Annotated in this window: 24 protein-coding genes; 9 read left to right on the top strand and 15 right to left on the bottom strand. The window is 74.1% G+C overall.

Annotation, left to right across the window (positions count from 1 at the left end; all coding sequences use genetic code 11):
- Nucleotides 1–169 precede the first annotated feature (169 nt).
- Nucleotides 170–2,269: a PhoX family protein gene (locus tag OG764_RS18075; protein ID WP_328969458.1), complete on the top strand. Its 2,100-nt coding sequence runs from the start codon at nt 170–172 to the stop codon at nt 2,267–2,269.
- Between the two features lie 60 nt (nt 2,270–2,329).
- Here OG764_RS18075 and OG764_RS18070 read toward each other — a convergent pair whose 3' ends face one another.
- The 4 genes from OG764_RS18070 to OG764_RS18055 all read right to left on the bottom strand — a co-directional run bounded on the left by OG764_RS18070 (nt 2,330) and on the right by OG764_RS18055 (nt 7,443).
- A complete protein-coding gene (locus OG764_RS18070; protein ID WP_328969457.1) occupies nt 2,330–3,586 on the bottom strand; it encodes a sensor histidine kinase in 1,257 nt (418 codons plus the stop codon).
- A 19-nt stretch (nt 3,587–3,605) separates the two neighbouring features.
- The gene (locus OG764_RS18065; RefSeq protein WP_328969456.1) at nt 3,606–4,340 is read right to left on the bottom strand and encodes a hypothetical protein; all 735 of its coding nucleotides are present in this window, start codon (nt 4,338–4,340) and stop codon (nt 3,606–3,608) included.
- Between the two features lie 91 nt (nt 4,341–4,431).
- Complete coding sequence (locus tag OG764_RS18060) at nt 4,432–6,435, bottom strand: FUSC family protein (protein WP_328969455.1); 2,004 nt, start codon at nt 6,433–6,435, stop codon at nt 4,432–4,434.
- 102 nt (nt 6,436–6,537) lie between these two features.
- Complete coding sequence (locus tag OG764_RS18055; RefSeq protein WP_328969454.1) at nt 6,538–7,443, bottom strand: hypothetical protein; 906 nt, start codon at nt 7,441–7,443, stop codon at nt 6,538–6,540.
- A gap of 189 nt (nt 7,444–7,632) precedes the next feature.
- Between OG764_RS18055 and OG764_RS18050 the strand changes: the two genes are divergently transcribed.
- Nucleotides 7,633–8,031: a hypothetical protein gene (locus OG764_RS18050; RefSeq protein WP_328969453.1), complete on the top strand. Its 399-nt coding sequence runs from the start codon at nt 7,633–7,635 to the stop codon at nt 8,029–8,031.
- Between the two features lie 52 nt (nt 8,032–8,083).
- Here the strand turns inward: OG764_RS18050 and OG764_RS18045 are convergent, their stop codons facing one another.
- From OG764_RS18045 to OG764_RS18025, 5 genes are all read right to left on the bottom strand, one after another.
- Complete coding sequence (locus tag OG764_RS18045) at nt 8,084–8,308, bottom strand: hypothetical protein (protein ID WP_328969452.1); 225 nt, start codon at nt 8,306–8,308, stop codon at nt 8,084–8,086.
- A gap of 67 nt (nt 8,309–8,375) precedes the next feature.
- Nucleotides 8,376–8,750 (bottom strand): hypothetical protein, encoded by a 375-nt coding sequence (locus OG764_RS18040; protein ID WP_328969451.1) that lies wholly within the window; start codon nt 8,748–8,750, stop codon nt 8,376–8,378.
- Nucleotides 8,751–8,926: 176 nt separating this feature from the next.
- Complete coding sequence (locus OG764_RS18035) at nt 8,927–9,196, bottom strand: hypothetical protein (protein WP_328969450.1); 270 nt, start codon at nt 9,194–9,196, stop codon at nt 8,927–8,929.
- Nucleotides 9,197–9,272: 76 nt separating this feature from the next.
- Nucleotides 9,273–10,043: a CbtA family protein gene (locus tag OG764_RS18030; RefSeq protein ID WP_328969449.1), complete on the bottom strand. Its 771-nt coding sequence runs from the start codon at nt 10,041–10,043 to the stop codon at nt 9,273–9,275.
- Nucleotides 10,044–10,062: 19 nt separating this feature from the next.
- Nucleotides 10,063–10,284, bottom strand: a complete 222-nt coding sequence (locus OG764_RS18025; protein WP_328969448.1) for a CbtB domain-containing protein — start codon at nt 10,282–10,284, stop codon at nt 10,063–10,065.
- Between the two features lie 285 nt (nt 10,285–10,569).
- Between OG764_RS18025 and OG764_RS18020 the strand changes: the two genes are divergently transcribed.
- The gene (locus OG764_RS18020; protein ID WP_443055969.1) at nt 10,570–11,010 is read left to right on the top strand and encodes a histidine phosphatase family protein; all 441 of its coding nucleotides are present in this window, start codon (nt 10,570–10,572) and stop codon (nt 11,008–11,010) included.
- A gap of 63 nt (nt 11,011–11,073) precedes the next feature.
- Here OG764_RS18020 and pucL read toward each other — a convergent pair whose 3' ends face one another.
- Nucleotides 11,074–11,991, bottom strand: a complete 918-nt coding sequence (gene pucL / locus OG764_RS18015; RefSeq protein ID WP_328969446.1) for a factor-independent urate hydroxylase — start codon at nt 11,989–11,991, stop codon at nt 11,074–11,076.
- 339 nt (nt 11,992–12,330) lie between these two features.
- Nucleotides 12,331–12,786 (bottom strand): MarR family winged helix-turn-helix transcriptional regulator, encoded by a 456-nt coding sequence (locus OG764_RS18010; protein ID WP_328969445.1) that lies wholly within the window; start codon nt 12,784–12,786, stop codon nt 12,331–12,333.
- Nucleotides 12,787–12,870: 84 nt separating this feature from the next.
- Here OG764_RS18010 and OG764_RS18005 point away from each other — a divergent pair, with 84 nt between their 5' ends.
- Nucleotides 12,871–14,223: a multidrug effflux MFS transporter gene (locus OG764_RS18005; RefSeq protein ID WP_328969444.1), complete on the top strand. Its 1,353-nt coding sequence runs from the start codon at nt 12,871–12,873 to the stop codon at nt 14,221–14,223.
- Nucleotides 14,224–14,916: 693 nt separating this feature from the next.
- On the opposite strand, the gene OG764_RS18000 is transcribed toward OG764_RS18005, so the two are convergent.
- Together OG764_RS18000 and OG764_RS17995 are read right to left on the bottom strand one after the other, a co-directional pair.
- Nucleotides 14,917–15,810: a PaaX family transcriptional regulator C-terminal domain-containing protein gene (locus OG764_RS18000; RefSeq protein ID WP_328969443.1), complete on the bottom strand. Its 894-nt coding sequence runs from the start codon at nt 15,808–15,810 to the stop codon at nt 14,917–14,919.
- Complete coding sequence (locus tag OG764_RS17995) at nt 15,807–16,445, bottom strand: GNAT family N-acetyltransferase (protein WP_328969442.1); 639 nt, start codon at nt 16,443–16,445, stop codon at nt 15,807–15,809. The genes OG764_RS18000 and OG764_RS17995 overlap by 4 nt, the downstream gene beginning before the upstream one ends.
- 176 nt (nt 16,446–16,621) lie before the next feature.
- On the opposite strand from OG764_RS17995, the gene OG764_RS17990 reads away from it, so the two are divergent.
- The 3 genes from OG764_RS17990 (at nt 16,622) to OG764_RS17980 (ending at nt 20,819) form a co-directional block, all read left to right on the top strand.
- On the top strand, nt 16,622–17,602 hold the full coding sequence (locus tag OG764_RS17990) for an alpha/beta hydrolase family protein (RefSeq protein WP_328969441.1): 981 nt from the start codon (nt 16,622–16,624) through the stop codon (nt 17,600–17,602).
- A gap of 136 nt (nt 17,603–17,738) precedes the next feature.
- Nucleotides 17,739–18,890 carry a winged helix DNA-binding domain-containing protein gene (locus OG764_RS17985; RefSeq protein ID WP_328969440.1) on the top strand — a complete coding sequence of 384 codons (1,152 nt, stop codon included), beginning with the start codon at nt 17,739–17,741 and terminating at the stop codon, nt 18,888–18,890.
- Between the two features lie 270 nt (nt 18,891–19,160).
- Nucleotides 19,161–20,819, top strand: a complete 1,659-nt coding sequence (locus OG764_RS17980; protein ID WP_443056225.1) for a GMC oxidoreductase — start codon at nt 19,161–19,163, stop codon at nt 20,817–20,819.
- Nucleotides 20,820–21,053: 234 nt separating this feature from the next.
- Here OG764_RS17980 and OG764_RS17975 read toward each other — a convergent pair whose 3' ends face one another.
- Complete coding sequence (locus tag OG764_RS17975) at nt 21,054–21,533, bottom strand: carboxymuconolactone decarboxylase family protein (protein ID WP_328969438.1); 480 nt, start codon at nt 21,531–21,533, stop codon at nt 21,054–21,056.
- Complete coding sequence (locus OG764_RS17970; protein ID WP_328969437.1) at nt 21,530–22,612, bottom strand: NAD(P)H-dependent amine dehydrogenase family protein; 1,083 nt, start codon at nt 22,610–22,612, stop codon at nt 21,530–21,532. The genes OG764_RS17975 and OG764_RS17970 overlap by 4 nt, the downstream gene beginning before the upstream one ends.
- A 138-nt stretch (nt 22,613–22,750) precedes the next feature.
- Between OG764_RS17970 and OG764_RS17965 the strand changes: the two genes are divergently transcribed.
- Both OG764_RS17965 and OG764_RS17960 read left to right on the top strand, forming a co-directional pair.
- Nucleotides 22,751–22,963 (top strand): hypothetical protein, encoded by a 213-nt coding sequence (locus OG764_RS17965; protein WP_328969436.1) that lies wholly within the window; start codon nt 22,751–22,753, stop codon nt 22,961–22,963.
- Nucleotides 22,964–23,174: 211 nt separating this feature from the next.
- The gene (locus OG764_RS17960) at nt 23,175–24,689 is read left to right on the top strand and encodes a flotillin family protein (protein WP_328969435.1); all 1,515 of its coding nucleotides are present in this window, start codon (nt 23,175–23,177) and stop codon (nt 24,687–24,689) included.
- Nucleotides 24,690–25,018 lie beyond the last annotated feature (329 nt).

Below are 25,018 nucleotides of genomic sequence, written 5' to 3'. Positions count from 1 at the left end.
TGCCATTCCGTGGCGCCGGAGGCGAACTCCCGCCCCGCCGTGCCGGGTTCACCCCCCGTTCACCCACAGGCTGCCGCAGTGGCGAAACCCGGCCCTACCGTCACGGCTGGATTCATTCCGACACGATGTCGGCGCAGGGGGCGTCGCCGTGTACTCAAGGAGGACATACGTGCGCAAGCTCCTGCCGCTCGCCAGCACCCCGCACTCGGGCGGTCGTTCCGCGCTCACCTGCCGCTTCCGCTGCGGCGACGCCTGCTTCAGCGAGGTGCCCAACACCTCGTCCAACGAGTACGTCGGCGACGTCATATCCGGCGCGCTCTCGCGCCGCTCGATGATGCGCGCCGCGGCCGTCGTGACCGTCGCCGCCGCGGCCGGCACGGCCGCCGTCACCGGCAAGGGCGGCGCCACCGCCGTCGCCGCCGGCTCGCCGGCCTCCGCCGCCGCGACCGGTACCGCCGAGGGCCGCGCCGCCCGCGGCCTGCGCTTCACCGCCGTCGCCCCGAACACCGCCGACCAGGTCACCATCCCCGAGGGTTACGCGCAGAACGTCGTGATCCGCTGGGGCGACCCGATCCTGCGCGGTGCGCCGGCCTTCGACGAGAAGAACCAGACCGCCGCCGCCCAGGCCGGTCAGTTCGGCTACAACAACGACTTCCTCAGCCTGCTCCCGCTGGACGACGACTACGAGCGCCGCCAGATCCTCGTCGCCAACCACGAGTACACCGACGAGATCCTGATGTTCGCCGACTACGACGCGAACAACCCGACCCGCGAGCAGGTCGAGATCGCCTGGGCCGCCCACGGCCTGGGTGTCGTCGTGGTCCAGGAGGACCACCGCAGCGGCAAGCTCACCGCGGTCCGCCGCCACGAGCTCAACCGCCGCCTGACCGCCACCAGCGAGTTCCGCCTGACCGGCCCGGCCGCCGGCAGCGACCTGGTGAAGACCTCCGTCGACCCGACCGGCACCAAGGTCCTGGGCACCCTCAACAACTGCTCGGGCGGCACCACCCCGTGGGGCACCACCCTCCACGGCGAGGAGAACTTCAACCAGTACTTCGCCAACGGCGGGGCCGTCACCGAGCCCGTCCAGGCCGCCCGCCTGAAGCGCTACGGCGTCACCGGCGCCGCCTCCGAGCGCAAGTGGGAGCGCTTCGACAAGCGCTTCGACGTGCTCCAGGAGCCGAACGAGCCCAACCGCTTCGGCTACGTCGTCGAGCTGGACCCGTACGACCCGAACTCCACCCCGCGCAAGCACACCGCGCTGGGCCGCTTCAAGCACGAGGGCGCCCAGCCACGCCTCACCGAGGACGGCCGTCCGGTCGTCTACACGGGCGACGACGAGCGCTTCGACTACTTCTACAAGTTCGTCTCCTCGAAGCGGATGAAGAAGGGCAAGTCCCGCGCCGCCCGCGAGCACAACCTGACCCTGCTCGACGAGGGCACCCTGTACGTGGCCAAGCTCACCGGCGACTCCCCGGCCGCCGAGTTCGACGGCACCGGCAAGCTCCCCAACGACGGCGAGTTCGACGGCACCGGCGTCTGGATCCCGCTGGTCACGGCCACCGCCGCGGGCGCGACCTCGCACGTCGAGGGCATGACCGCCGAGGAGGTCTGCGTCTTCACGCGCCAGGCCGGCGACAAGGTCGGCGCCACCAAGATGGACCGCCCCGAGGACATCGAGCCCTCGCCGCGCACCGGCCGCGTCTACGTCGCGCTGACCAACAACACCAACCGCGGCAAGCCCGGCCAGCCGGGCGCCGACGAGGCCAACCCGCGCAACCTGAACAAGCACGGCCAGATCCTGGAGCTCGCCGAGCACTGGAACGACCCGGCCTCCGACGGCTTCGCCTGGCGCCTGTTCCTGGTCGCCGGTGACCCGAACGACCCGGCGACCTACTTCGCGGGCTTCCCGAAGGACAAGGTCAGCCCGATCTCCTGCCCGGACAACGTGACCTTCGACTCGCACGGCAACCTGTGGATCTCCACCGACGGCAACCAGCTCGGCAGCCACGACGGCCTGTTCGGCGTCGCGACCGCCGGTGAGCGCCGCGGTGAGCTGAAGCAGTTCCTGACCGTCCCGCGCGGCGCCGAGACCTGCGGCCCGCTGGTCCAGGACAAGCGCGTCCTGGTCGCCGTGCAGCACCCGGGCGAGCTCGACGGCGCCACCGTCGAGAACCCGCTCTCCACGTGGCCCGACGGGCCCGGCAAGATGGTCCGCCCCGCCGTCGTCAGCGTGTGGCGCAAGGACGGCCGCAACATCGGCGTCTGACGCGGCCGGTCCGTGTGCCGAGTTGAGGGGTGTTTCACGTGAAACATCGTGAAACCCTCCTCAACTACCGTCCAACGGCACATGAATGGGAAGCCTGAGCGTCGTCAGCGCACCCCCGTCCGGGGCGTTGGCGAAGCTCAGGCCGATCCCGAGCACGGCGGCCTGGCCCACCACGATGGTCAGGCCCAGCCCGTGCCCCTTCCCGCGCCCCGGATCCCCGGTGCGAAAGCGCTTCGGCCCCTGCCGGATCAACTCGTGCGGGTACCCGGGGCCGCTGTCGTGGACCGACACCACCGGCCCGGCCACGGTCACCGTCACCGGCGGCCGGCCGTGCCGGTGCGCGTTGACGAGCAGGTTGGTGAGGATCCGGTCGAGCCGCCGCCGGTCCGTCAGCACCACCGCCGGCTGCTCGACGCGGACGTCGACGGGCAGCCGGGTGGCCCCGACGATCCGCTCGACCGTCGGGCCGAGGTCGCACCGCGCGAGATCGGCGTGCTCGGCGCCGGCGTCGAGCCGGGAGATCTCCAGCAGGTCCTCCGTCAGCAGGTGCAGCGCCCGCAGCCGGTCGTTGATCATTTCCTTGGGCCGGCCCTCGGGCAGCAGCCCGGCCGCGGCCAGCGATCCCGTCAGCGGGGTCCGCAGTTCGTGCGCGACGTCCGCCGTGAACCGCTTCTCCGCCTCCAGCCTGTTCTGCAGGGTCTCCGCCATCGTGTCCAGCGCGATCGCCACGTCCCGCACCTCGTCCCCGTGCCGCGGCCGCCCGCCGTCCGGCCCCGGCTGCGACCCGTCGAGGGCCACCCGCGCGTCCAGGTCCCCCTCGGTGATCCGGCGGGCCACCGCGGCCGTCCGGGCGAGCCGGCCGCTGATCCGGCGGGCCAGGAACAGCCCGGCCAGCGCCACCGTCCCGGCCGCGAGCGCGGCGGAGGCGAGGATCGCGGTGTCGATGGCCCGCAGCCGGTCACGGGTGCTCTCGTACGGGATCCACACGGCGAGGGCCTTGTCGTCGGCGGGGGCCGCCGCCCACATGACCGGCACGCCGCCGCGGGTGCCGACCATGGTGCCGCTGTGCCCGCGCGCCACCAGGGCGGCCAGCGGCGTTGGCAGGCCGGCCGGATTCACGGCGCTGGGCACGTCGCCGTGGGTGGTGCCGTACGCGTAGTGCGAGAGCGCGTGGTCGAGGGCGCTGTCGGCGTCCTTGCGGACCTCGCCCGTCAGCTGCCGGGCGACCACGTTGTGCACGAGGATCCCGAGGACGGCGGCCACCGCGCAGCAGACCGCGGTGGTGGTGGCCGCGATCTTCCAGCGCAGGCTGCTCATGCGCCGCGGCCAGGGCACGTCAGGCCCCCGGCTCCGGGCAGGGCGTGCTGTTCTCCTTGAGCGAGGCGCACTCGTCGAGGGTGAGCTGCTGGAGGGTCATGGTCCCCACGTCCGGGTCCCATTCGTAGTCGGAGATGGCCACGTAGGCGGGGTTGGACGTCGGTTCGCGGACCGCGAGGTGCTCGGCCGCGACCTCGACCCCCTCCAGGACGGAGCCCCGGGCCAGCACCCGGGTGACCTTGCCGGCGCGGACGGTGTAGACGCGCAGTTCGCTGAGCCGGCCGTCCACGTCCACGGCGGTGATCAGCTCGTCCTTGCCGTCGCCCGTCAGATCGTGGAAGACGGGCGGGCGCACCGGGCAGCCGGCGGGCGGGTTGCCGCGGGCGGGGCACAGCGCGAGCCGCTGCACGGCCCGCGGGTCGACCAGCTCCCCGGTCCCGCCGTCCTGCCGGGTCGCGGCGGTGATGTCGGCCCGCACCACGCTCAGGACGTCGGCCCCGCGCATGTCCCCGTCCGGCACGGTCGGCAGGCCCGGCACGGTCGCCGAGGGGCCGGCGTGCTGCCCCGGCACGGGCGGGGAGGGGCGCACGTCCGGCCACAGCGCCTGCGGCGCGTGCACCTCGCCGCGGTCACCCTCGTCCCGCAGCCCGTCGGCGTCCGCGCACCCGGCGACCACGCCGCACAGGACCAGGCCGCCCGCCACGGCGCGGGCGGCCGGGCGGAGGCGGGGCGGACGCGAGCAGGGGTGCCGCATGCCCCGATCGTCCCCCGGCAGCGCCCGGACGGCCCCGGCGGCAGGGCCGTTCGGGGGATGCGTGGGCGGGCGGCAGTGGTGGCAGGCCGGTTCAAGGCGTGGGGGCGGTGATGGCGCGGGCCGCGGCGACTTCCTGGCGGACCGGGGCGAGTACTCCGTCCTCGTCCCCGGGCCCTTCGTACGGCACCCGCACCGCGGTCGGCACCGGGCTGCTGCGGACCCCGGCGGCGAGCTCCCGCAGCTGTTGCGTGACCGCGTCGACCTCCTGCCGGCCGGGCGCCGCCGCCCCGTGGTTGACGCGCACCCGGGCGGCGGTGGTCGCGTCCACGATCCGCTCCACGGCGACGACCAGCGGCCACCAGGCGGTCGCCCTGGTGCCGGTGGGCGGCGGCTCGGTCAGGGCCCGCTGGAATTCCGAACGTACGCAGGACAGGTCGCGGTAGATCCGGCGCCGGGCCTGCACCCGGGCCACCCGGGCCGCCCGGAGCGCGGCCTCCGAGTCGGGCAAGGCCCCGAAGGCCCGTTCCACGTAGCGCGCGGCGTCCTCGACGGTGTCCGCGAGCCGGTCGCCGACCCGGGTGTGCCAGCTCTCGGGCCACAGCAGGTACCCGGCGACCAGGGTGATGGCGCAGCCTATGAGGCTGTCCAGGAGCCGCGGCCGGATCAGGTCGAAGCCCTGGTGGTTGAGGAGGTCGGAGAGCAGCAGGATCACGGGGGTGATGGCCACGGTCTGGAAGACGTACCCCTTGGCGGAGAAGGCCGGGATGAGGGCGCCCAGCACCACCATCACCGGCACGTCCCACCAGCCGCGCGGCACCTCGGCGAGCACGGCGGCCGCGATGACCAGCCCGCCCGCGGTGCCGAGCGCGCGCAGCACCGCCCGGGAGAACACCGAGCCGAAGTCCGGCTTGAGGACGAAGGTGACGGTCAGCGCGACCCAGTAGGACCGCTCGATCTCGACCAGGGAGACCAGCGCCTGGGCCAGCCCGATGCACAGCGCGAGCCGCAGTCCGTACCGCCAGGAGTCCTCGGAGAACATCACGTCGCGGGTGGCGCGCCGCACCCGCACCCGCAGCGCGGCGGGCCGCCCCAGCCGGTCGTCGACGTTGGACGGGTCGGGCTCCGCGAGTTGGACGATCTTCGCGGCGTGCCGCAGGGCCGCGTCGATGGCGCGCTCGGCCGGGCCGTCGGGCGGGCCGGGCAGGTGGAGCACCGGGATGCCGGTGCGGCCCTCCTCGACGGCCGCGGCGAGTTCGCGTACCGCCGCGGGGATCTCGGGCGGCAGCGGGCGGCCGCGCAGGTGGGCGGCGGGCGCCGCCTCGACGAGCGGGATGACCACGTTCAGCTGGGCGAGGATCCGCACCAGGGCGGGGCTGCGGCCGTGCACCCGGGCGCGCCGCGCGAGCACCAGGTCGTACGCCTGGTTGAGGGCCTGGGTGACCTCGACGCGGCGCTCCTCGTAGCCGGGCCCGCCGGCGGCCTCCAGCAGGGCGGCCAGCGAGCGGTAGGTGGCCGCGACCGCGGCGCGTTCGGGCCGGCGGCCGCGCACCGGCCAGCCGAGCAGGGTGAGGAGGAGGACGAACAGGCCGCCCGCCGTGAGCAGGACGGGCGCGATCCACCAGGGCCGCGGCATCGCGAGCCCGGCTCCGACGACCGCGTTGAGCAGGAGCAGCAGGCCCGAGACGGAGGCCACCGTGCCGATGGAGGAGATCATCCCGGAGACGAGGGCGACGAGGGTGAGGGCGCCGACGGCCATCCAGCCCTCGCCGTAGACGAGGGTGCCGAGGGTGACGCCGACCGCGCCGAACAGCTGCGGGACGGCGATGTTGAAGACCCGCATCCGGTACGCGTCGGCGGTGTCGCCGATGACTCCGGAGAGGGCGCCCATGGAGACGAGCGCGCCGTACTGCGGCTCGTCCAGGGCGAATCCGACGGCGAGCGGTGCGGCGAGGGCGATCCCGGCGCGGGCCACGGCGGCCCAGGGGACGGGCGCGGAGCTCGGCCGCAGCCCGTTGAGCAGCCATCCGGGAGGGGAGAGGGGGAGGGGGCGGGGTCGTGCGGGCCGTGCCTGTTCCGTGCCCTGTTCGGTGCTCATGCCGCTTCCGTGCTGCAGGTCGAGATGCCGGGAGAAATCAGCTCGCGAATCGTTCCTTCTACGTGCTTTCAAGACTATGGGGTGGTTAAGAGCTTTTTGGTCTCAAGGTGCGCGCCTGGCAGGGACGTCCGCGGGCCCGGCCGCCCGTACCTCCGCCCGCCCGCCGGGGCGCGGCCGGCCGGGCAGCCGGCCGCCGAGCCACGAGGCCAGCGCCACGGCCGCACCGGTGGCGAGCACGATCCAGGCGGCCGTGCTCAGGAACGCGGTCAGGGCGTCGTACACGGCGCCCGCCGCCGCCCGGTCCACGTCCGCGGGCAGGTCGCCCAGGGTGAGGCGGCGGCACACCGCGACGGCGGCGATCAGCAGCAGCCCGCCGAGCGCCAGCCCGACGCCGGTCGCGGCCAGTGCGCGGCGCCGGCGGCGGGCCGCGGCGACGGCGCCGGCGGCGAGGACGAGGGTCAGGGCGGGGAGCCAGACTCCGGCGATCTGCAGCACGTGGAAGCCCTTCCGGAGCGCGCCGAGGTTCTCGTATTCCATGACGGTGATCGCGGTGCGGGAGACGGGGATGCGGTCGACGAACGGCACGCCGTCGGCGGCGAGATCGGCCTGCACCTGTTCGACGGCGGGGGCCAGGTCGACGCTGACGGTGTTGCCTTCACCGCTGGTCAGGGCCTGGAAGAAGGCTTCGTGAGCGGCCCGGTTGGCGGCGTTCCACGCGGTCTGGAAGGCCCCCGAGCCGACGAACGAGACGACGGCTTCGCCGAGGAGGGTCTCGACGCCCTCCTGGAAGGGGCCGGCATCGATCTGCCGGGCGATGGCGTCGGTGGCCCGGCGGGCGACGGCGTCCTCGACGGCCGGGTCGGTGGCGAGCGGAGCCATCGCGGCGACGTACCGGTCGGGGTCGCCGATGACGCGGTCGGCCCAGACGGCGACCGCGCTCAGCGCCACGAGGACGGCGAGCAGCGCGACCAGTGCCGCCGTCAGTGCCGCCGAGAGTGAATTCCGCACGTCACCAGGGAACGACGGGTGGGGCCGGACCCGCGACCGCTGTTCGTGCGGCCGGGTGTGTCCGCGTCCGGCGCGCCGTCGTCCCGGGCCCCGACCGTTGATCCACTTGCCGGGTGGCGGGCCCGGGTGTGCCCTGGAGGGTGGGGGAGGCCGGGCTGCTTCGGCGGCCCCCGAAAGAAGGAGCCCGCCATGGCACACGCGGCACCGACCGCCTCCGCGCGGCACATGGGCACGCTGCGGGACCTGAGCACAGGCGCCTGGGCCTGGCCGCTCACCCTCGGCCTGGTCTACGGGGTCTACGCGGCCTTCATGAAGCGCCAGATGGGCCCCGTCGACGCGGGCAACGTCTTCTACGGAATCCTGTGCGGCGTCCTGTTCGCCGGCGTGCTGTTCCTGCTCGCGCGGGTCGGCCCGCGCCTGCGCCAGGAGCCCCGGGCGGCGGCCTACGGGGCCTTCGCCGGCATCGCGATGGGATACCTGTACAGCCTCGGCGGCGACTCGGTGCTGCGTTCCACGGGCATCGGCCTCGCCGTGGGCGCGGTCGTGGGCATCTCGGCCTTCTACCGCTACCACACCCGCGAGAACTGACCGGGCGGGCGGGCGGGCCGGGCGTCGACGCCCGGCCCGCCCGTTGCAGTACTCAGGCGCGGTCGCGCGGCTCCTCGGACCCGGCGGCCCGCACCGGCTCCCGGTCCCGGTCCCGGTCACGGCCACCCGGGTCGGTCTCCGGCGGCTGGATCCGCAGCGGCTGCCCCGGCCCGTCCTGCGGCGGCCGGGTCGCGGGCGCGGACGGCGGCTGGGGGGTGCTGCGGGCGGCTTCCGCGCGCAGCATCGCGTTCAGTGCGGCAAAGGGGTCGATGGGCATGGCGAAGTCCTCGCGGTGTGGGGGTGAGCGTGGGGGGTGTGCCTGCGTCGAGTGCCGTCGGGCGCTCTCAGCAGCGCAGCACCACGCTCCGCACCGCTCGGAGGGAGTCCGGCGCCGTGACCCGCCCGGGCGCGGTGACCCGTACGCTCCGCCCGGCGGCGGGGCGGTCCGTCCGCGCCGCAGTACGCCCCGGTGCGGGCGTCTGGCGGCCGCTGGGCCGGACGGCGGGGCGCTGCTCGGTGTCCGACGCGGGATCGGCCGGGCCCTCACCCGAAGGCTCGGTCGGCGCCGCGGGCCCGGACGGCCCTGCGGGCGCGGCGGGCGAGGAAGGCGGCGCGGCCGTGGCGTACGCGGGGGCGACGACGAGCAGCGCGAGGAGGGCGAGCAGCAGCGCGGAGGCCGCTGCCGGCCACCTCGCCACCGCGTACCGCTTCCCGCTCATGCCCTGGATGTGCCCGGCGCGGGCGCTTCTGTGCGCGACACCGCCCGAGAACCCCCCGACCGGGGGAGGCTGCCGGCGTCATATGCCGCCGAACGGGTGAGGCCGGGGCCGGGCGGCGGGGGACGCCGGGCCGGATTCACCCCTCGGCAGACGGCGCGCCGGGGCCCTGGCCGGGCTCAGCCGACCACGACGAGTCCGAGCACGACCGCCGCGGACCCGAGCAGGGCGGCGGCGGTGTGCATGGCGGTGTGCCCGTAGTCCTTGAAGACCAGTTGGCGGACCAGGCCGCCCACCGCGGCCAGCGTGGTGATCACGGCGATCTGCGGGACAAGCGGCACCTGGAGGAAGACGACGAGCAGCAATAAGCCCGCGCTGACCCACAGCGGGCCGCTCCCGGTCCAGCCGTGCCAGTCCCAGATGCCTCTGCCCGCGATCGGCTCGTCCATGCCAGACCCCCGTTGCAAACGACGCCGTGGCACGCAACTCCGCGTGCTCACAGCGCCGTTGTACCGGATGGGAGGCCTACGGGGCAGCCACCGCGGGGGTTGCGGAAACATCACCGGCGGGGGCGGGTGCGAGCAGCCGGTGGGCGAACTCGCCGAGTACCAGCCCGATTCCGGTCCACAGGGTGGCCTGGATGGCCAGCGAGGAGAGCCGGAACTGCCAGATCAAAGTGGCCGGGAAGTCGGCCGGAACCTCGTCGATGGCCGGCAGGAAGGCGTACGCCAGCCCGATCGCCACCACGAAGAAGGCGCCGCCGGCCACGCACGCGTACCAGGTGCCCAGGCGCGGGGACAGCCGGCGGCCGATGATCACGGCGGCCGCGGACAGCAGCACGCTGAGCGCGATCATCAGCAGGTACAGGGCCGTGCGCCGGCCCGCGGTCTCGGGGTCGCCGACGGCCGGGGGGTTGGCGGGGTACTTGAAGAACGGCACCAGCGTCACGGTCAGGAAGGCGCCGCCCGCGACCAGTGCGGCCGTCGCCCGCGCCCCGAACCGGCCGGTCCGGCCGAGCGCGAAGCACAGCACCAGCGCGGCGATGCCGCCGAGCGCGACCCCGTAGAGGAGGACGCCCGTGCCGAGGCCGGCGGTGGACTGGAGCGCCCGGCTGACCGGCGCCGCCTCGTCGTGGTGGTGGCCGCCGGAGGCGTGCGCGGCCGCCTCTTCGATGGCGATGGCGGCGTCGACCTTGGGTTCACCGAGGAAGTACGAGACGAGCAGGGCGAGCACGCCGGCGGCGAGCCCCGCCAGCATGCCGCGGACCAGCAGGGCTCTTACCGAGGGAGAGTTCACTGTGAGGGTTCCTCGGCGATCAGTGGCAGGGGAAGCCGAGGAGGTGGCGGCCGTCGTGCAGCCACTCGTGGACCGTCTCGCCCTCGAACAGGGCGGTGGCGCCCTGTTCGGCGCCGACGAAGTAGAGCAGGACCAGCATCAGGACCCCGAAGAACACCGCCCACGGGGCCAGCGTCCGCAGCGGAATCGGGGCGAAGGGTGCATCGGTGCCGGTTGCGGCGGGCACGGCGGAATGAGCCATGGCAGAACCTCCTGGGGAACACGCGTCCCGGTCATGTGGTGCTCTGAACGACGGCTACGGGTCTGACTTCCCCCCTGGTGCGGGAGGTACACAGTGGCGCGACCGTGCCGGAGTTTCACCGGTACTTCCGTCATACCGTCGTCATGTCGTCCGAGACCGTACCGCTTGCGTGGCCTGAACACCACGGCGCATGACGCACGTCTCACGCCCCGGTCGTGCGGACGGCGTCCCGTGCGCCCCCGTCCGCCCATGTGCCCCCCTTACGCGCCCGCGTACGCTCCGGGCATGGCGACTTCGACGGTCCGCGTGCGGCTGCTGACCCCTGCCCTGGAGCCCGGATTCCGCTTCGGCGCGGGCGAGGCGCCCCCCGGCGCCCCGCTGCTGCGCGGTCCGGACGCGGGCGCGTGGACGGGCCGCACCCTGGACGAGGTGGCGGCCGCCGACCCGGCGGGCGTCCGCAGCTGGCTCACGGACCCCTCGTACGCCCCGCCCGGCGGCGGCGAGTCGGTGGCCGCGCTGGTCACGCGGGTCGGCGGCTGGCTGGACGGGCTCGCGCCGGGCACGGTCGAGGTGACCGTGGAGCAGGCGGTGGTACGGGCGGCCGTGGTGCACGCCCTGGAGCTGCCGGCCGCCGTGTTCTGGCGCCTGGACGCCCGCCCCCGCACGCTCACCGAACTCGGCGGTCGCGCGGGGCGCTGGAACCTGCGCCTGGGCAGGCCCTGCTGACGGCGGGTCCTGCCGACGGCGGGCCCTGTGGACGGCATGCCCCGCTGACGGCGGGCAGCTGCGTCAGGCGGTGATCCAGTCGCTGGTCGCGATGACCGGCTGTACGCCGTCGCGGTGGACGGTGCCCTCGATCAGGCCGTACATCCGGTCGGCGGCGAAGTAGACCTCGTTGTCGTTCTTGAGGCCGAACGGCTCCAGGTCCACCAGGAAGTGGTGCTTGTTGGGCAGGTTGAGGCGGACCTCGTTGACCCGCGGGCAGTTGTCCAGGACCCGCTCGGCCATCTGGTTCAGGGTCTGCTGGAGCGAGTACGAGTAGGTCTCCGCGAACGCCTGGAGCAGGTGCTTGCGGGCCTTCTTGTACGCGCTGTCCCAGTCGGTGTCCGGGTCGGTGGCGGCCAGGTTCGAGTGCGCCCAGCGGGCGGTCACCTTGGTCGCCAGGATCCGGTCGTACGCCTCCTGGAGCGTCGTGTACTTGTCCTTGATGTAGCCGTGGAACTCGGAGTCGGTCGAGTTCATGACCGTCAGGTCCTTCAGGCCGGAGATGATCTGCAGCCCGGTGGTCTCGCTGTACGTGATCTGCGCGGTGCGCACCTCCTGGCCCTTGAGGGCGAAGGAGTGCTGCTCCTTGCGGGTGGGGACCGGGATCCGCTCCCAGACGTACTCCTCGATGCGGATCTGCGCCTCGCGGATCGGCTCCTGGGAGGAGACGAAGTGCCGGGCGAGCAGGATGCCGAAGGCCTCGGGGGAGTCGATGCCGTGTTCCTTGGCGAAGGCGTACACGGTGTTCTTGGTGGTGTCGGTCGGAAGGCAGTTGGCGTTGTCGCCGGTCAGGTGCACGTCGCGGAACTCGCCGCGCAGCGCCACGGAGACGTTGAGGTCGCGGATCTCGTGCCAGGAGCCGTCGTTGCCCTTCCGGGTGACCTTCACGAGTCGGTTTTCGGCCTTGCCGTACTGGTTCTGCGCGAGGACGTGCTTGCTCATGCTGTCTTCCTTCGGGTCACGGAGTCCGGTCGTCTGGATCCCGTACGCCCGGCGTCCGGCAGCCGCCCCGGAGCCCTCCGGCCGTGCCGCCCCCCGCCGTCCGGCCCCGCGGGGCCGCCCCGGGACTGACGTGCATCCCGGTCCGTAGGTGCTTCTTCGGATTGCAACACGGTGGCGGGGCTTCCGGCGGGGCGCGGATCCTCCGATCGTGGCCCGCCGCTTTCGGCGGACCGCCCAACCGGACGCGGCGGCGAAGATCTCGCGCCAGGCGGCCGGGTCGGCGGCTTCGAGGTCGTCGAGCGGGATGAAGCGGGTGGTGCCGGCGTTGTCGACGACCGGTCAGAGAGCCGCGTCGAAGCGGGCCAGGTCGCCGATGAGCCGCTTCAGCAGGGCCGGCGGCACGGTCTCGTCGAGGAGTTCGCGCAGCTGGGCGGTGTGCGCCTCCAGCGCCGCGTGCAGTTTCTGCTCGCCCAGGGGTGTGTGCCTGAGCAGGAAGGCTCGGCCGTCGCAGGGGTCGGGTTCGCGGCTGATCAGGCCCTTGGCCAGGACCCGGGCCACCAGGCGGGTGGTGCCGCTGGACGTCAGCCCGATCGCCTCGCCGAGCGGCGCCGCCTGCGCGGTGTGGCCGGGCTGCTGCCACAGCCGCAGCAGCAGCTCGAACTCGGGCCCTTCCAGGCCGGACGCGGCGGCGAACACCGGCCTGGTCCGGTTCTGCATGACGTGGACCACCCGGCTCAGGTGCCCCAGCAACTGCACGCCGTCGGCCGCGGCGAGTCGGTCGATGCTCTCTCCCATGCCTGCGATCTTTCCAGATCCGGCCCGCTCCGACCGATTCCGCACCCTGGAGAGATAGCTGCTTAGGCAGGTATCCTCACCCGTATGAGTTTCTCCGCCCGCACCCGCCGCGCCGCCGGGACCGCTGCTGGGGCCGCCGGGACTGCCCAGGGGGCAGCCGCCGGGAGCGCCGGCGCCGCTTCCGCCGAGGCCGCGGCCTCGGCCTCGGCAGCCCCGGCTGCCGCCCCGGCCCATGCGGCCGTCGCCCCGGCCGCCCCGCGGCTCCCGCTGCGCCTGGTGCTCGTCCTCGGCGCGCTGTCGGCCTTCGGGCCGCTCAGCCTGGACATGTACCTGCCCGGACTGCCGGAGCTGGCCGGGGACCTCGGGGTGGGCGCGGCGGACGCGCAGCTCACGCTCACCGCCTGCCTGCTGGGCCTGGCCTTCGGCCAGCTGGTCGCCGGGCCGCTCGCCGACCGGTGGGGCCGTCGCCGCCCGCTGCTGTGGGGCCTGGCCGGATACGCGGTGGCCTCCGTGCTGTGCGCCTTCGCCCCCAGCGCCCCCGCGCTCACCGGGCTGCGGCTCCTCCAGGGCCTCGCGGGCGGCTTCGGCATCGTCATCGCCCGCGCCGTCGTCTCCGACCTGTACGAAGGGCCCGCCGCCGCCCGGGTGTTCTCCCTCCTGATGATCGTCAACGGCACCGCGCCGATCCTCGCCCCGCTGGCGGGCGGCCAGCTGCTGCGGCTGACCGACTGGCGGGGCGTGTTCTGGGTGCTGTCGCTGACCGGCACGCTGATCCTCGCCGGGGCCGCGGCCGTGCTGCGCGAGACGCTGCCGCCGCAGGCACGCGGCGGCGGCGGACTCGGCGGGACCGTAAGGGAGTTCGGGGCGCTGCTGCGCGAGCGGGGGTTCCTGACCCCGACCCTGACCGGCGCCTTCGCCTTCGGCGCGCTGATGTCGTACATAGCCGGGTCGCCGTTCGTCCTCCAGGAGGTCTACGGGCTCGACGCCCAGCAGTTCAGCCTGGTCTTCGGCGCCAACTCGCTGGGCCTGGTGCTGTCCGGGCAGCTCGGCGGCCGGCTGGTGCGCCGGCACCCGATGCGGCGGCTGGTGGGCTGGGGCGTGGCCATGAGCGGCACGGGCGCGGTCCTGCTGCTGGTGTCCGTATCGGCCGGTCTGGGGCTGCCCGGGGTGCTGCCCGCGCTGCTGCTGGTCGTCTCCGCGATCGGGCTGACCGCGCCGAACACCGCGGCCCTCGCGCTCCAGGGGCGGCCGCGCACCGCGGGTACCGCGTCGGCGCTGCTCGGCCTCTTCTCGTACGCCTTCGGTGGGCTTGCGGCGCCGTTGGCCGGGCTGACCGGGGCGGTGTCCGCGTTCCCCATGGCCGTCGTCATAGCGGCCTGCGCCCTCCTCGCCACGGTCACCCACCTCACGGGCGCCGGCACCCGCAAGGACACCTAGCCAGGCCCCCGCCGGCGGCCGACCCGGCCCCACCGCCACTCCGCCCGGGCGGCGACTTCCAGCCTCGCAACGCCTTGAGGTGCAACCCCCAGCCCCACCGCCGCCCGGGCGCCACACCCCGCCTGGCCGGCAACCTCGAGCCTCGCCGGTGCCCGGGCGCCACCCCCGCCCGGCCGGCAACCTCGAGCCTCGCCGGAGCCCGTGGGGCAACTTCCCGCCCCGCCGGTGCCCGGGCGGCACACCCGGCCCGGCCGGCAACCTCGAGCCTCGCCGGTGCCCGTGGGGCAACTTCCAGCCCCGCCGGCGTTTGAGGCGCGGGGTTTGGGGCGGAGCCCCAAGACAACCCGGCTGGCGCCGGGCACCGGGCTCCGCCCGGACCCGCTCCTCAAACGCCGGCGGGGCTGAGGGTGCGACGGGGTTGCCGGGCTCCGCCCGGGCCCGCTCCTCAAACGCCGGAGGGGCTGGGGGGTGCGACGGGGTTGCCGGGATCCGCCCGGACCTGCTCCTCAAGCGCCGGAGGGGCTGGGGGGTGCGACGGGGTTGCCGGGCTCCGCCCGGATCCGCTCCTCAAACGCCGGAGGGGCTGAGGGTGCAAGCGCCGGAGGGGCTGGATTGGGCCGTCACGGCTGAGCCGGCTCCGGTGCGCCGGCGAGCGGCAGCCGGCAGGGCTGGAGGGGCGTCACGGACGGGGTTTCAGGGGGCGGTGGCGGCCGTGCGGATGGTTTCGCCGTAGTCGCGGAACAGGCGCAGGCGGGGGCCCCCGGCGCCCCCGCCCGCCGCGCCCGCCGCGGCCTCCGCGTCCAGGAGGCGGGTCCACGCGCGCGCGGCCAGCGCACGGGCCTCGGCGCCGGCCCAGCCGACGGGCAGCAGTTCCGGCGGCAGCAGGGGGTCGGGGCTCATGGCCCGGCTGAACGCGGCGGCCATCCCGACCGCGTCCACCAGCGCGTCCCGCCCGCCCGCCGCCGACCCCGCGGGCGCCGGCCGCGCGAGCACCGCCCGGGCGATCCCGGCGAGCTCCCCGTACCGCCCCGCGATCTCGTCCAGCGGCCACAGTGCGGCAGCCACCGCGCGCGCGGACGACGCCTCGCCGACCCGCAGGTCCCGGCTGGTCGCGAGGGTGAGCGCGGACCGGATGCCGAGCCGCTCGGCGGCCTCGCCGACCGGCCCGCCGATCGCGTGCGGTCCCGCGTACAGCCCGCCCTGTACGGCGGCGGCGCCCAGCGCCGTCACCGTCTCGCGCAGCGCGTCGCGGGCCGCGCGCCGCGCCTCCGGCACGGCGAAGGCGATCAGGTGCCAGGTCCCGTCCCAGGGCGCGTCGCCGCGGTCCTGCCGGTAGGCGAGACGGACGTATCCGGTGCGCGCCGCCAGCTCCTCCCCGGCCGTCCCGGAGCTCCGCAGCACGGCTTTGCGGCCCCGGCCCTCCTGGCTGAACGTGCCCTCCGCGACGAGCCGCCGCACGCACAGCCTGACCTGCTGGTCGGTCATCCCGAGGGCCTCGGCCGCCGGGTACAGCTCGTCGGCGGCGACCGTGCCGTCCTCGCGGACGAGGGCGTGCACGAGCAGCCGGGTGGAGATCTCGGTGGTCACGCGGCGGCTCCGGGGGTGCGGGGGGTGTGAGGGGTGTCGGGGGTGAGGGGCGCGGCGGGGGTGATGGCGCGGTGCATGGTGGTGACCGCGCCGAAGCCCATCAGGCGGCGCAGCCAGGGCGTCTGCTCGGTCCGCCCGGCTTTGAAGCCCTGCCGTTCGTACAGGGCGCGGGCCCGCGGGTTGACGTCGATGACGTCCAGCCGGACCTCGGTGCAGCCGTGTGCGGCGGCGACCGCGTAGACCTCGGCGAGCAGCCGGCCGCCGATGCCGGAGCCCCGGCAGCCGGGGTCGACGGCGATGCCGTCCATGACCAGCTGGCCGGCGGCCGGGGTGCGCTCCAGCAGTGCGAGCAGCGGCAGCCGGAGCAGCCCGCGCGGCACGCCGTACGCGCGCAGCACGTCCCCGGCGGTGCCGCCGGTGAGGCCGTACCCGCCGACGCGGAACCCGGCGACCCCCACGATCCGGCCGCCTTCGATCGCCGTCACGGCCCGGTCCCGGTGCAGGTGCGCGGCGATGAAGGCGCGCCCGGCGGGGGCGGGGCCGAGGGCCGCGCCCAGTTTCCGCCCGAAGGCCTCCCAGTACAGCTCGGCGACCCGGTCCTCGCCGCCCTCGGGCACCTCGTGTCGTAGCTCCATGCGGACGAGTGTAGTACGTTCGAAATAGAAACGATCGTTTGGAGAGTGAAATAATGCGTCGGTGGATCGGATGGGCAGGACCGGTCGGGTGGGCCGGACGGGTCGGAGGCTTACCGGGGAGTGGGGCCGGGGCCCGGCAGCGCGGGGGCCGGGGTCGGCGGCGGACCGCGCTGCGGATGGTGCTCTGGATGGCGCTCGGCGCGGTCGTGACCGCGCTCGCCCTCACCGGCGTGGCCGTCTGGCAGAACACGTACGCGATCCAGGAGCGCCGGGTCACCATCCCCGGGCCCGGCGGGGTCCCGCTCGACGCGGTGCTGGCCCTGCCCGAGCGGCCGGCCGGACGCGCCGGACTGGTGGTGTTCGTGCACGGCGACGGGCCGGTCGACGCCACCCACGACACGTACTACCGGCCGCTGTGGGAAGCCTTCGCCCGGGCCGGGTACGCGTCGCTGTCCTGGAACAAACCGGGGGTCGCCGGCTCGGCGGGCGACTGGCTGGACCAGACCATGGACGACCGGGCGGCCGAGACGGCCGCCGCGATCGGCTGGGCCCGCGGGCGGCCGGAGATCGACCCCGGGCGGATCGGGCTGTGGGGGATCAGCCAGGCCGGCTGGGTCCTGCCGAAGGTCGCCGCCCGCACGCCGGGGATCCGCTTCGTCATCGCCGTCTCGCCCGCCGTCAACTGGCTCCGCCAGGGCCGGTACAACACGCTGGCGGAACTCGCCGACGAGGGCGCGCCGCCGGAACGGGTACGGGCGGCCCTCGCGGCGCGCGAGCACCGGCTTGCCCTGCTGCGGAAGGGGCTGCCGTATGACGGGGCGGACATCACGCCGGGGCGCTGGCGCTTCATCGTCCGCAACCACCGGGCGGACGCGACCGCCGATCTGCGGGCCGTGCCGCGGGGGGTGCGGGTGCTGCTGGTGCTCGGGGGGCGGGACCTCAACGTGGACGTGGCGGAGACGGAAGCGGTGTACCGGCGGGTGTTGTCGGGTGGGGCGTTGCGGGTGGTCCGCTATCCGGCCGCGACGCACGGCATCGTCCCGGAGGCGGTCGAGTCCTCCCCGCTCCGGTCCACCCTCACGGCGGTCTTCGCCCCCCGAGCGCTCTACGCCCCCGGCTACCTCTCCACCCAGGCGGCCTTCCTGAACTCGGCCTGACCCCGAGGCCGGTGCCCGGGCGGCACACCCCGCCGGGGCGGGGGGATGCCCCTCGGGCGGGGAGCGCGGTGCGGGAGGCGGGGCGGAGAATGGAGGTGGTGGGGTCGTGGGTTGTGGTGCGAGGGGACGGGGCGGGATGAAGATTTCGGGGCGGGAGTTGAATCGGGCCACGCTCGCGCGGCAGTTGCTGCTGGGGCGGGAGCCGCTCGGGGTCGAGGACGGGATCCGGCGGGTGGTCGCCCTCCAGGCTCAGCAGCCCGCGTCCCCCTACCTGGCGCTGTGGAACCGCCTCGCCGACTTCGACCCGGCCGCCCTCGACGAAGCGTTCGCCCGTCACACCGTCCTCAAGTCGACCCTGATGCGGATCACGCTGCACGCCGTGCACGCCGACGACTACCGGGCCTTCCGCGAGGCCGTTCAGCCGGTGCTGCGCGGCGCCCGGCTCGGCAGCCGGTTCACGGCGTCCGGGTTGACCGTCGAAGACGCCGACGCGCTGGTCCCGGAGGTGCTGGCGTTCGCCGACCGGCCCCGTACGAACGCGGAGTGCGAGGCGTGGCTCGGAGAGCGGCTCGGCGCGCCGGCGCCGCCCGGCGCCTGGTGGGGGCTGCGGGTGCACGCGCCGCTGGTGCACGCGCCGACCGCCCCGCCGTGGTCGTTCGGGCACCGGCCCTCCTACCTCGCGCCGCGGGTCACCCCGCCGCCCACCGGCACGGCGGACGCGGCGGCGGAGGCGGCGGGCCTGCGGACGCTGGTGCGGCGCTACCTGGAGGGCTTCGGGCCCGCGTCGGTTGCGGACGTGGCCCAGTTCGCGCTGGTCCAGCGGGCCCGGGCCCGTACGGCCCTGCTGTCGCTCGCCGACGAGACCGTACGCCTGGTGGGGCCGGACGGCGTGGAGCTGTTCGACGTGCCGGACCGGCCGCGCCCGGCTGCGGACACCCCGGCGCCGGCCCGGCTGATGGCCATGTGGGACAGCACCCTGCTCGCGTACGCCGACCGCAGCCGGATCATCCCGCCCGCGTACCGGCCGCTGGTCATCCGCCGCAACGGCGACGTGCTGCCGACGCTGCTGGTCGACGGGTACGTGGCCGGTGTGTGGCGGCCCGCCGCCGGCGGTGGCATCGAGGCGACCGCGTTCCACGAGCTCCCGGACGAGGTGTGGGGCCAACTCGCCGACGAGGCGCGCTCCCTGACCGCCCTCCTCGCGGACCGCGACCCACAGGTCTACCACCGGTACGCCCACTGGTGGCCCAAACTCCCCCCGCTCCCCCCGGCCCACCTCCTCATCTGACGCCACGCCACCTCCAGCCGGGTTGGTCTTGGGGCTCCGCCCCAAACCCCGCGCCTCAAACGCCGGCGAGGCTGGGGGTTGCGCCTCAAACGCCGGCGAGGCTGGAAGTTGCCGCACGCAGCGCCGGCGAGGCTGGATGTTGCGCTCCGCGCGCCGGGTTTCGTCAGGGCTTAAATTACTCCGCGGTATGGCGTGACTTCGTATGCGGGCAGCAGTAGAACTCGTTCCCATTCCACTGAGAGTGAGGGACGTCACATGAGTGGTAATGCCATGCACGACAAAGGATCCAAAGGATCCCACGGCATCTCGCGCCGTGGGTTCATTGCTGGAACCGGTTCCATTTTTGGCGTGGCCGCGCTGAACGGCCGCGCCTCCGCCGCCCCGGCCTCCCGCACCACCGCCCGTACGGTCGCCGCGGCCGCCTCCGTGCCCGTCGAGAACGGCGCCCGCGTGCCCGCCCTGGTGATCGGCACCGGGTACGGGGGGTCCGTCGCCGCGCTGCGGCTCGCCCAGGCCGGCGTCGACGTGCACATGATCGAGATGGGCATGGCCTGGGACACCCCGGGCTCCGACGGCAAGATCTTCGCCAACACCACCAAGCCCGACTACCGCTCGTACTGGCTGCGCACCCGCACCAAAGCTCCGCTCAGCAACTTCCTCGGCTTTCCCATCGACAAGGACGTCCCGAAGTACACGGGCATCCTCGACGCCGAGGAGATGGGCGGGATCATCGTCTACCAGGGCCGCGGCGTCGGCGGCGGCTCGCTGGTCAACGGCGGGATGGCGGTGACGCCCAAGCGGGAGAACTTCGGCGCGATCCTCCCCACCGTGAACGCCGACGAGATGTACTCCACCTACTACCCGCGCGCGAACGCCGGACTCGGCGTCGCCACCATCGACCCGGTGTGGTTCGAGAGCGCCGCCTGCTACCAGTACGCCCGGGTCGGCCGCAAGCACGCCCAGCGTTCCGGCTTCCCGTTCGTCTTCGTACCCGACGTGTACGACTGGGACTACATGAAGGCCGAGGCCGCCGGCACCGTGCCGAAGTCGGCGCTCGACGGCGAGATCCTCTACGGCAACAACCACGGCAAGAAGTCGCTCCAGCAGACCTACCTCGCCCGGGCCGCCGCGACCGGCAGGGTCACCATCTCCCCGCTGCACCGGGTCACTTCGGTCTCCCCGGCGGCCGGCGGCGGCTTCACGGTCGCCATCGAGCAGATCAACACCGGCGGCGACACCGTCGCGACCAAGACGGTGACCGCGGACAAGGTCTTCTTCGCGGCCGGGAGCGTCGGCACGAGCAAGCTGCTGGTCCGCATGAAGGCCACCGGGGCGCTGCCCGGCCTGAACGACGAGGTCGGCAGGGGCTGGGGCGACAACGGCAACGTCATGTGCGGCCGCGCGAACCACATGTGGGACGCGACCGGCAAGGTGCAGGCGTCGATCCCCACCGGTGGCATCGACAACTGGGCCGCGGGCGGCGCCTTCGCGGAGGTCGCACCGCTGCCCACCGGGATCGAGACGTACGCGTCCTTCTACCTCTCGATCACCAAGAACCCGAACCGGGCCGAGTTCACCTGGAACGCCGCCGCCGGGAAGGTCGACCTCAACTGGCAGACCGCCTGGAAGCAGCCCTCCATCGACATGGCGAAGACCATCTTCGACAAGATCAACGCCAAGGAGGGCACGATCTACCGGACCGACCTGTTCGGCACCAACAAGATCTGGGGCGACCACCTCACCTACCACCCGCTCGGCGGCGCCGTGCTGGGCAAGGCCACCGACAACTACGGCCGCCTGCACGGCCATCCGGGCCTGTACGTGATCGACGGCGCGCTGATCCCCGGCAACACCAGCGTGAACCCGTTCGTCACCATCACGGCCCTCGCCGAACGCAACATCGAGAAGATCATCGCCACCGACCTGTAGGACGGGACGGGAGGAGCGGGAGAGGGAGGGACGGGGTACGCCGGGCCGGCCGACCGCCTGCACGCCGGGCCGGCGCACCCCTTCCCCCTTCCGCACACGTGCGCGCATCCCGGCGCACCCCTTCCCCCTTCCGCACACCGGCCCGCCGGGACACGCCCCGTGCGCGCATCCGCCCGGACGCGCCCCCGGACGCGCATCCCGCCCGTACGCGCCCGCGCCCCCGCTCCCGCCCGCTCAGTGCCCGGGCAGCACGCACACCGCGTCGAGGCCGAGCACGTGGTTGAGCCGCCCGAAGGCGAGCCAGGAGCCGATGCTCATGGTCAGCTCGACGATCTCGTGCTGGCTGTAGTGCGCGGTCATCCGCGCCCAGAACTCCTCGTCGAGCCCGTGGTGGTCCAGCGCGTACCGCTCGGCGTACTCGGCCGCCAGCCGGGTGCGGTCGTCGAAGGCGCCGGTGGTCCGCCACTGCTCCACCGCCCCCGCGAACTCCTCCTCGACCTTCTCGCCGTCCCGGTCGGTGCGCCAGTCCAGGCAGAACAGGCAGCCGTTGATCTGTGCGATCCGCAGCCGGGCCGCCTCGAACTCGCGCAGCCCCAGGGTGGTGTGGGCGTACACGGACAGCGAGAAGTTCGAGGCCGCCATCCCGATCTCGGGGACCATGTCGCCCCACACGTACTCGATGGGGTGCTTGCCTTCGGGGATGTCGATGTTCACGGCCGTTTCCTTCCGAGTCTGCCGACGGCGGGGCGCAGGGGGACGTCGAGTGCGTCGTACAGTCCGGGTTCCGCGGCGACCAGCCAGTCGATCGCGCCGACCAGCCGGCCGACGGCGGTGGCGTTGCCGCCGGCGGAGCGGTTCTCGCCCTCGTCGGAGGCCTCGACGGTGACCTCGATGCGCGGCCGGCCCTCGACGATCACCCGGTGGGCGCCGTCCCCGCCGTCCGGCGGCACCGGCCAGTCCGGCGCGCAGTCCCGGTGGATGCGGGTGACGTGCTCGATGACGATGCGCGGCTCGCCCTCGACGATGCCCTGCACCTCGAACCGCACCGCCCCCTGGGTGCCGGCCGCGAACTCGCCCATCGTGCGGGTGGTGACGTCCGCGTCGAGCGGGCGCCGGTCCAAGGTCTCGCGTATCTCGTCGAGTTCGACGCCGAGAGCCCGCGCCATCAGCCGGATCTGGCCGCCCCACACCATCGTCGGGACGCAGGGCAGCAGCATGGGCGGGTCGTAGTCCATGGGCTGCCCCATGCCGACCAGCACCCGCACCGACTCCTCCTGGTCGTACGTGGAGTAGTCGAAGATCTCCTGGCAGCGGATCGCGTCGACGGTGCTGCCGAGGCCGCTGACCAGCAGGGGCAGGACGTCGTTGCCCCAGCCCGGGTCGACGCCGGAGACGAAGAGTGAGCCGCCGCCCGCCGCGACGGCGTCGAGCACCGGGTCGCGCAGCTCGGGCGGGGCGCCCAGCTGGTCGTAGAAGGCGTAGAGGGCCGGGGTGACGACCACGGCGCCGGCCCGGATGGCCCGGACGACGTCGGCCTGCGCGTCGTCGGGGCGGATGTCGCCGGAGGCCGCGTACACGACGGCCTGCGGTCGGGCTGCCAGTACGGCTTCGATGTCGTCGGTGGCGGCGACCCCCAACACCTGGTCGAGCCCGGCGAGTTCGCCCGCGTCGCGGCCGACCTTCCCGGGACTGTGGACGAGCACGGACGTGAGTTGCAGGTCCGGGTGGGCCTCGACGGCTCGGATGGCGGCGCGGCCCACGTTGCCGGTACCCCAGACAACCGTGGAAATCATGCGCGGAGGGTAGCGAGCGGGCCCGGAGGTTCCTAGTGCCGCGACCCGCCGAATGTGACGGTCTTTCAGATTTCTGCGTGGTGGGGGAGGTTGTCCGGCACGACGTCCGCGCGGGCGGCCCCCGGCTACGCTCCGGGCATGGCTGAGGACATGGTGGGGCGGTCCGGACGGGTGACCGGGACGGTGGGGCCCGGCACGGTCGGAGAGGTCATGATCGCGGTGCGGGGCGGCGCGGAGGCCTTCCTCGCGCACCCGGCGCTCGCGGGCGAGCGCTTCGAGGTCGGGTCGGTGGTGACGGTGGTCGAGTACATGCCGCCGCGCACCGTGTACGTGGCCGCTGCGTACGGCTGACGTACGCGGCCCCCGGCGTACGGCTGACGGCCGCCCGCGGCGTACGGGCTTACGGCGCCCCGCGGCGCGTCTTTGTCCGCGCGTTTGTCCGCGCGCGGACCCCGTTGCGCATCAAGATGGCGACAAGCCGTTCCCGGGATCTTCTGCGCCGGTGCGGGCGGGCGCACAATCGCCCTCGTCGACGCCGTGCGGCGTCGCACGAAGGGGGCGAATGCCGATGGTCATCGGTGTGGTGGCGGGATCCGTTCTCGCCGGAATCGCGGTCGTGATCGGCCTGTTCAAGCTGATGTGGCGGGTGGCCGAGCCCAACGAGGCGCTGGTCATCTCGGGTTCCACACACAAGACCGAGGGCCTGGGCGAGGGCATGGGCTTCCGGATCGTCACCGGTCGCGGCACCTTCGTGGTGCCCGGCGTACAGGCGGTGCGGAAGCTGTCGCTGGACCTGAACGAGACCCAGCTGTCGGTGGAGTGCGTGACCCAGCAGGGCATCCCGCTGAAGGTGCGGGGCGTGGTCATCTTCAAGGTCGGCGACGACTTCGTCTCGATCGCCAACGCGGCCCGCCGCTTCCTCGACCAGCAGAAGCTGATGCCGGAGCGGGTCCACATCGTGTTCGCCGGCCATCTGCGGTCCATCGTCGGCGGGTTGACGGTCGAGGACATGATCCGGGACCGCGAGAAGCTCACCGGTCAGGCCCGCGCGGCCTGCGGCACGGAGATGGAGAAGCTGGGCCTGATCGTCGACTCGCTCCAGATCCACGAGATCGAGGACCCGACCGGCTACATCAAGAACCTCGCGATGCCGCACGCGGCGGCGGTGCAGCGGGACGCGCGGATCGCGCAGGCCGAGGCGAACCGGCTGGCGACGGAGGCCGAACAGACCGCCTTCGCCCGGATGGCCGAGGCCACCCGGGACAGCGAGATCCTCCAGGCCGGCTACCAGGCCGAACGGGACAAGGCGGCGGCCACCGCGAGGCTGGCCGGACCGCTGTCAGAGGCCGCGGCCCGGCAGGAGGTCGTGGTCCAGGAGACCCGGGTCGCGCAGCTGGAGGCGCAACGGCGCGAGCAGCAGCTCCAGGCGGACGTGCGCAAGCCGGCGGACGCGCGGGCGTACGAGAAGCGGACCATCGCCGAGGCGGAACGCGACGCGCGGATCTCGGCCGCGCAGGCGAAGGCGCAGGAGACGGAACTCGCGGCGGCGGCCGAGGCGACCCGGGTGAAGACGGCCGCGGCCGCCGAGGCCCAGGCCACGGAGGCGCGCGGCCTCGCGGCCGCGACGGCGACCCGGGCCACCGGTGAGGCGGAGGCGGCGGCGACCCAGGCGCGGGGCCTGGCGGCGGCTGCCTCGGCGAAGGCGAAGGGCCTCGCGGAGGCCGAAGCGATCAAGGCGCGGGCGGCGGCGCTGGCCGAGAACCAGGAGGCGGTGGTCGCCCAGCAGCTCGCCGAGAACTGGCCGAAGATCGTGGAGGCGGGGGCGAGTGCATTCGGGAACGTGGAGCACATGGTGTTGCTGAACGGGGCCGAGGGGATGTCGGAGATGTTCGCGAAGGCGCTGACGATGGGCGGTACGGGGCTGGGCCTCGCCCGCCAACTCCTGTCCACGATGAACCCCCCGCACGACGAGACCGCCGTCCCGGCCCCCCGCAACGCCCCCACCCCGGCCGACCCGGCGCCCCGCAACGCCCCCGCCGACCCGGCCCCCTCCCACCCCATCCCGATCACCGACTGACCCGCCCCCTCAGAGGGGCAACATCCAGCCCCGCCGGCCGCCCGCGGCGCCCCTTCAGCTTCGCCGGCGCCTTGAGGGGCCACATCCAGCCCCGCCGGGCTGACCGGGGCACGCCCTTCAGCTTCGCCGGCGCCTTGAGGGGCCACATCCAGCCCCGCCGGGCTGACCGGGGCACGCCCTTCAGCTTCGCCGGCGCCTTGAGGGGCCACATCCAGCCCCGCCGGGCTGACCGGGGCACGCCCTTCAGCTTCGCCGGCGCCTTGAGGGGCCACATCCAGCCCCGCCGGGCTGACCGGGGCACGCCCTTCAGCTTCGCCGGCGCCCTGAGG

The organism is Streptomyces sp. NBC_00239 (assembly GCF_036194065.1).
Lineage (GTDB): Bacteria > Actinomycetota > Actinomycetes > Streptomycetales > Streptomycetaceae > Streptomyces.
This window is presented reverse-complemented; position numbering and strand designations above follow the sequence as displayed.

Excerpts from the sequence above, each read along its gene's own strand:
- OG764_RS17985 (WP_328969440.1), top strand. The coding sequence starts at position 17,739 with ATGAAGATTTCGGGGCGGGAGTTGAATCGGGCCACGCTCGCGCGGCAG.
- OG764_RS18005 (WP_328969444.1), top strand. The coding sequence starts at position 12,871 with ATGAGTTTCTCCGCCCGCACCCGCCGCGCCGCCGGGACCGCTGCTGGG.
- OG764_RS18035 (WP_328969450.1), bottom strand. The coding sequence starts at position 9,196 with ATGGACGAGCCGATCGCGGGCAGAGGCATCTGGGACTGGCACGGCTGG.
- OG764_RS17960 (WP_328969435.1), top strand. The coding sequence starts at position 23,175 with ATGCCGATGGTCATCGGTGTGGTGGCGGGATCCGTTCTCGCCGGAATC.
- OG764_RS18050 (WP_328969453.1), top strand. The coding sequence starts at position 7,633 with ATGGCACACGCGGCACCGACCGCCTCCGCGCGGCACATGGGCACGCTG.
- OG764_RS18020 (WP_443055969.1), top strand. The coding sequence starts at position 10,570 with ATGGCGACTTCGACGGTCCGCGTGCGGCTGCTGACCCCTGCCCTGGAG.
- OG764_RS18040 (WP_328969451.1), bottom strand. The coding sequence starts at position 8,750 with ATGAGCGGGAAGCGGTACGCGGTGGCGAGGTGGCCGGCAGCGGCCTCC.
- OG764_RS17965 (WP_328969436.1), top strand. The coding sequence starts at position 22,751 with ATGGCTGAGGACATGGTGGGGCGGTCCGGACGGGTGACCGGGACGGTG.
- OG764_RS17990 (WP_328969441.1), top strand. The coding sequence starts at position 16,622 with ATGGTGCTCTGGATGGCGCTCGGCGCGGTCGTGACCGCGCTCGCCCTC.
- OG764_RS18045 (WP_328969452.1), bottom strand. The coding sequence starts at position 8,308 with ATGCCCATCGACCCCTTTGCCGCACTGAACGCGATGCTGCGCGCGGAA.
- OG764_RS18025 (WP_328969448.1), bottom strand. The coding sequence starts at position 10,284 with ATGGCTCATTCCGCCGTGCCCGCCGCAACCGGCACCGATGCACCCTTC.
- OG764_RS18010 (WP_328969445.1), bottom strand. The coding sequence starts at position 12,786 with ATGGGAGAGAGCATCGACCGACTCGCCGCGGCCGACGGCGTGCAGTTG.
- OG764_RS18065 (WP_328969456.1), bottom strand. The coding sequence starts at position 4,340 with ATGCGGCACCCCTGCTCGCGTCCGCCCCGCCTCCGCCCGGCCGCCCGC.
- OG764_RS17980 (WP_443056225.1), top strand. The coding sequence starts at position 19,161 with ATGCACGACAAAGGATCCAAAGGATCCCACGGCATCTCGCGCCGTGGG.
- OG764_RS18070 (WP_328969457.1), bottom strand. The coding sequence starts at position 3,586 with ATGAGCAGCCTGCGCTGGAAGATCGCGGCCACCACCACCGCGGTCTGC.
- OG764_RS17970 (WP_328969437.1), bottom strand. The coding sequence starts at position 22,612 with ATGATTTCCACGGTTGTCTGGGGTACCGGCAACGTGGGCCGCGCCGCC.
- OG764_RS18060 (WP_328969455.1), bottom strand. The coding sequence starts at position 6,435 with ATGAGCACCGAACAGGGCACGGAACAGGCACGGCCCGCACGACCCCGC.
- pucL (WP_328969446.1), bottom strand. The coding sequence starts at position 11,991 with ATGAGCAAGCACGTCCTCGCGCAGAACCAGTACGGCAAGGCCGAAAAC.
- OG764_RS17995 (WP_328969442.1), bottom strand. The coding sequence starts at position 16,445 with ATGGAGCTACGACACGAGGTGCCCGAGGGCGGCGAGGACCGGGTCGCC.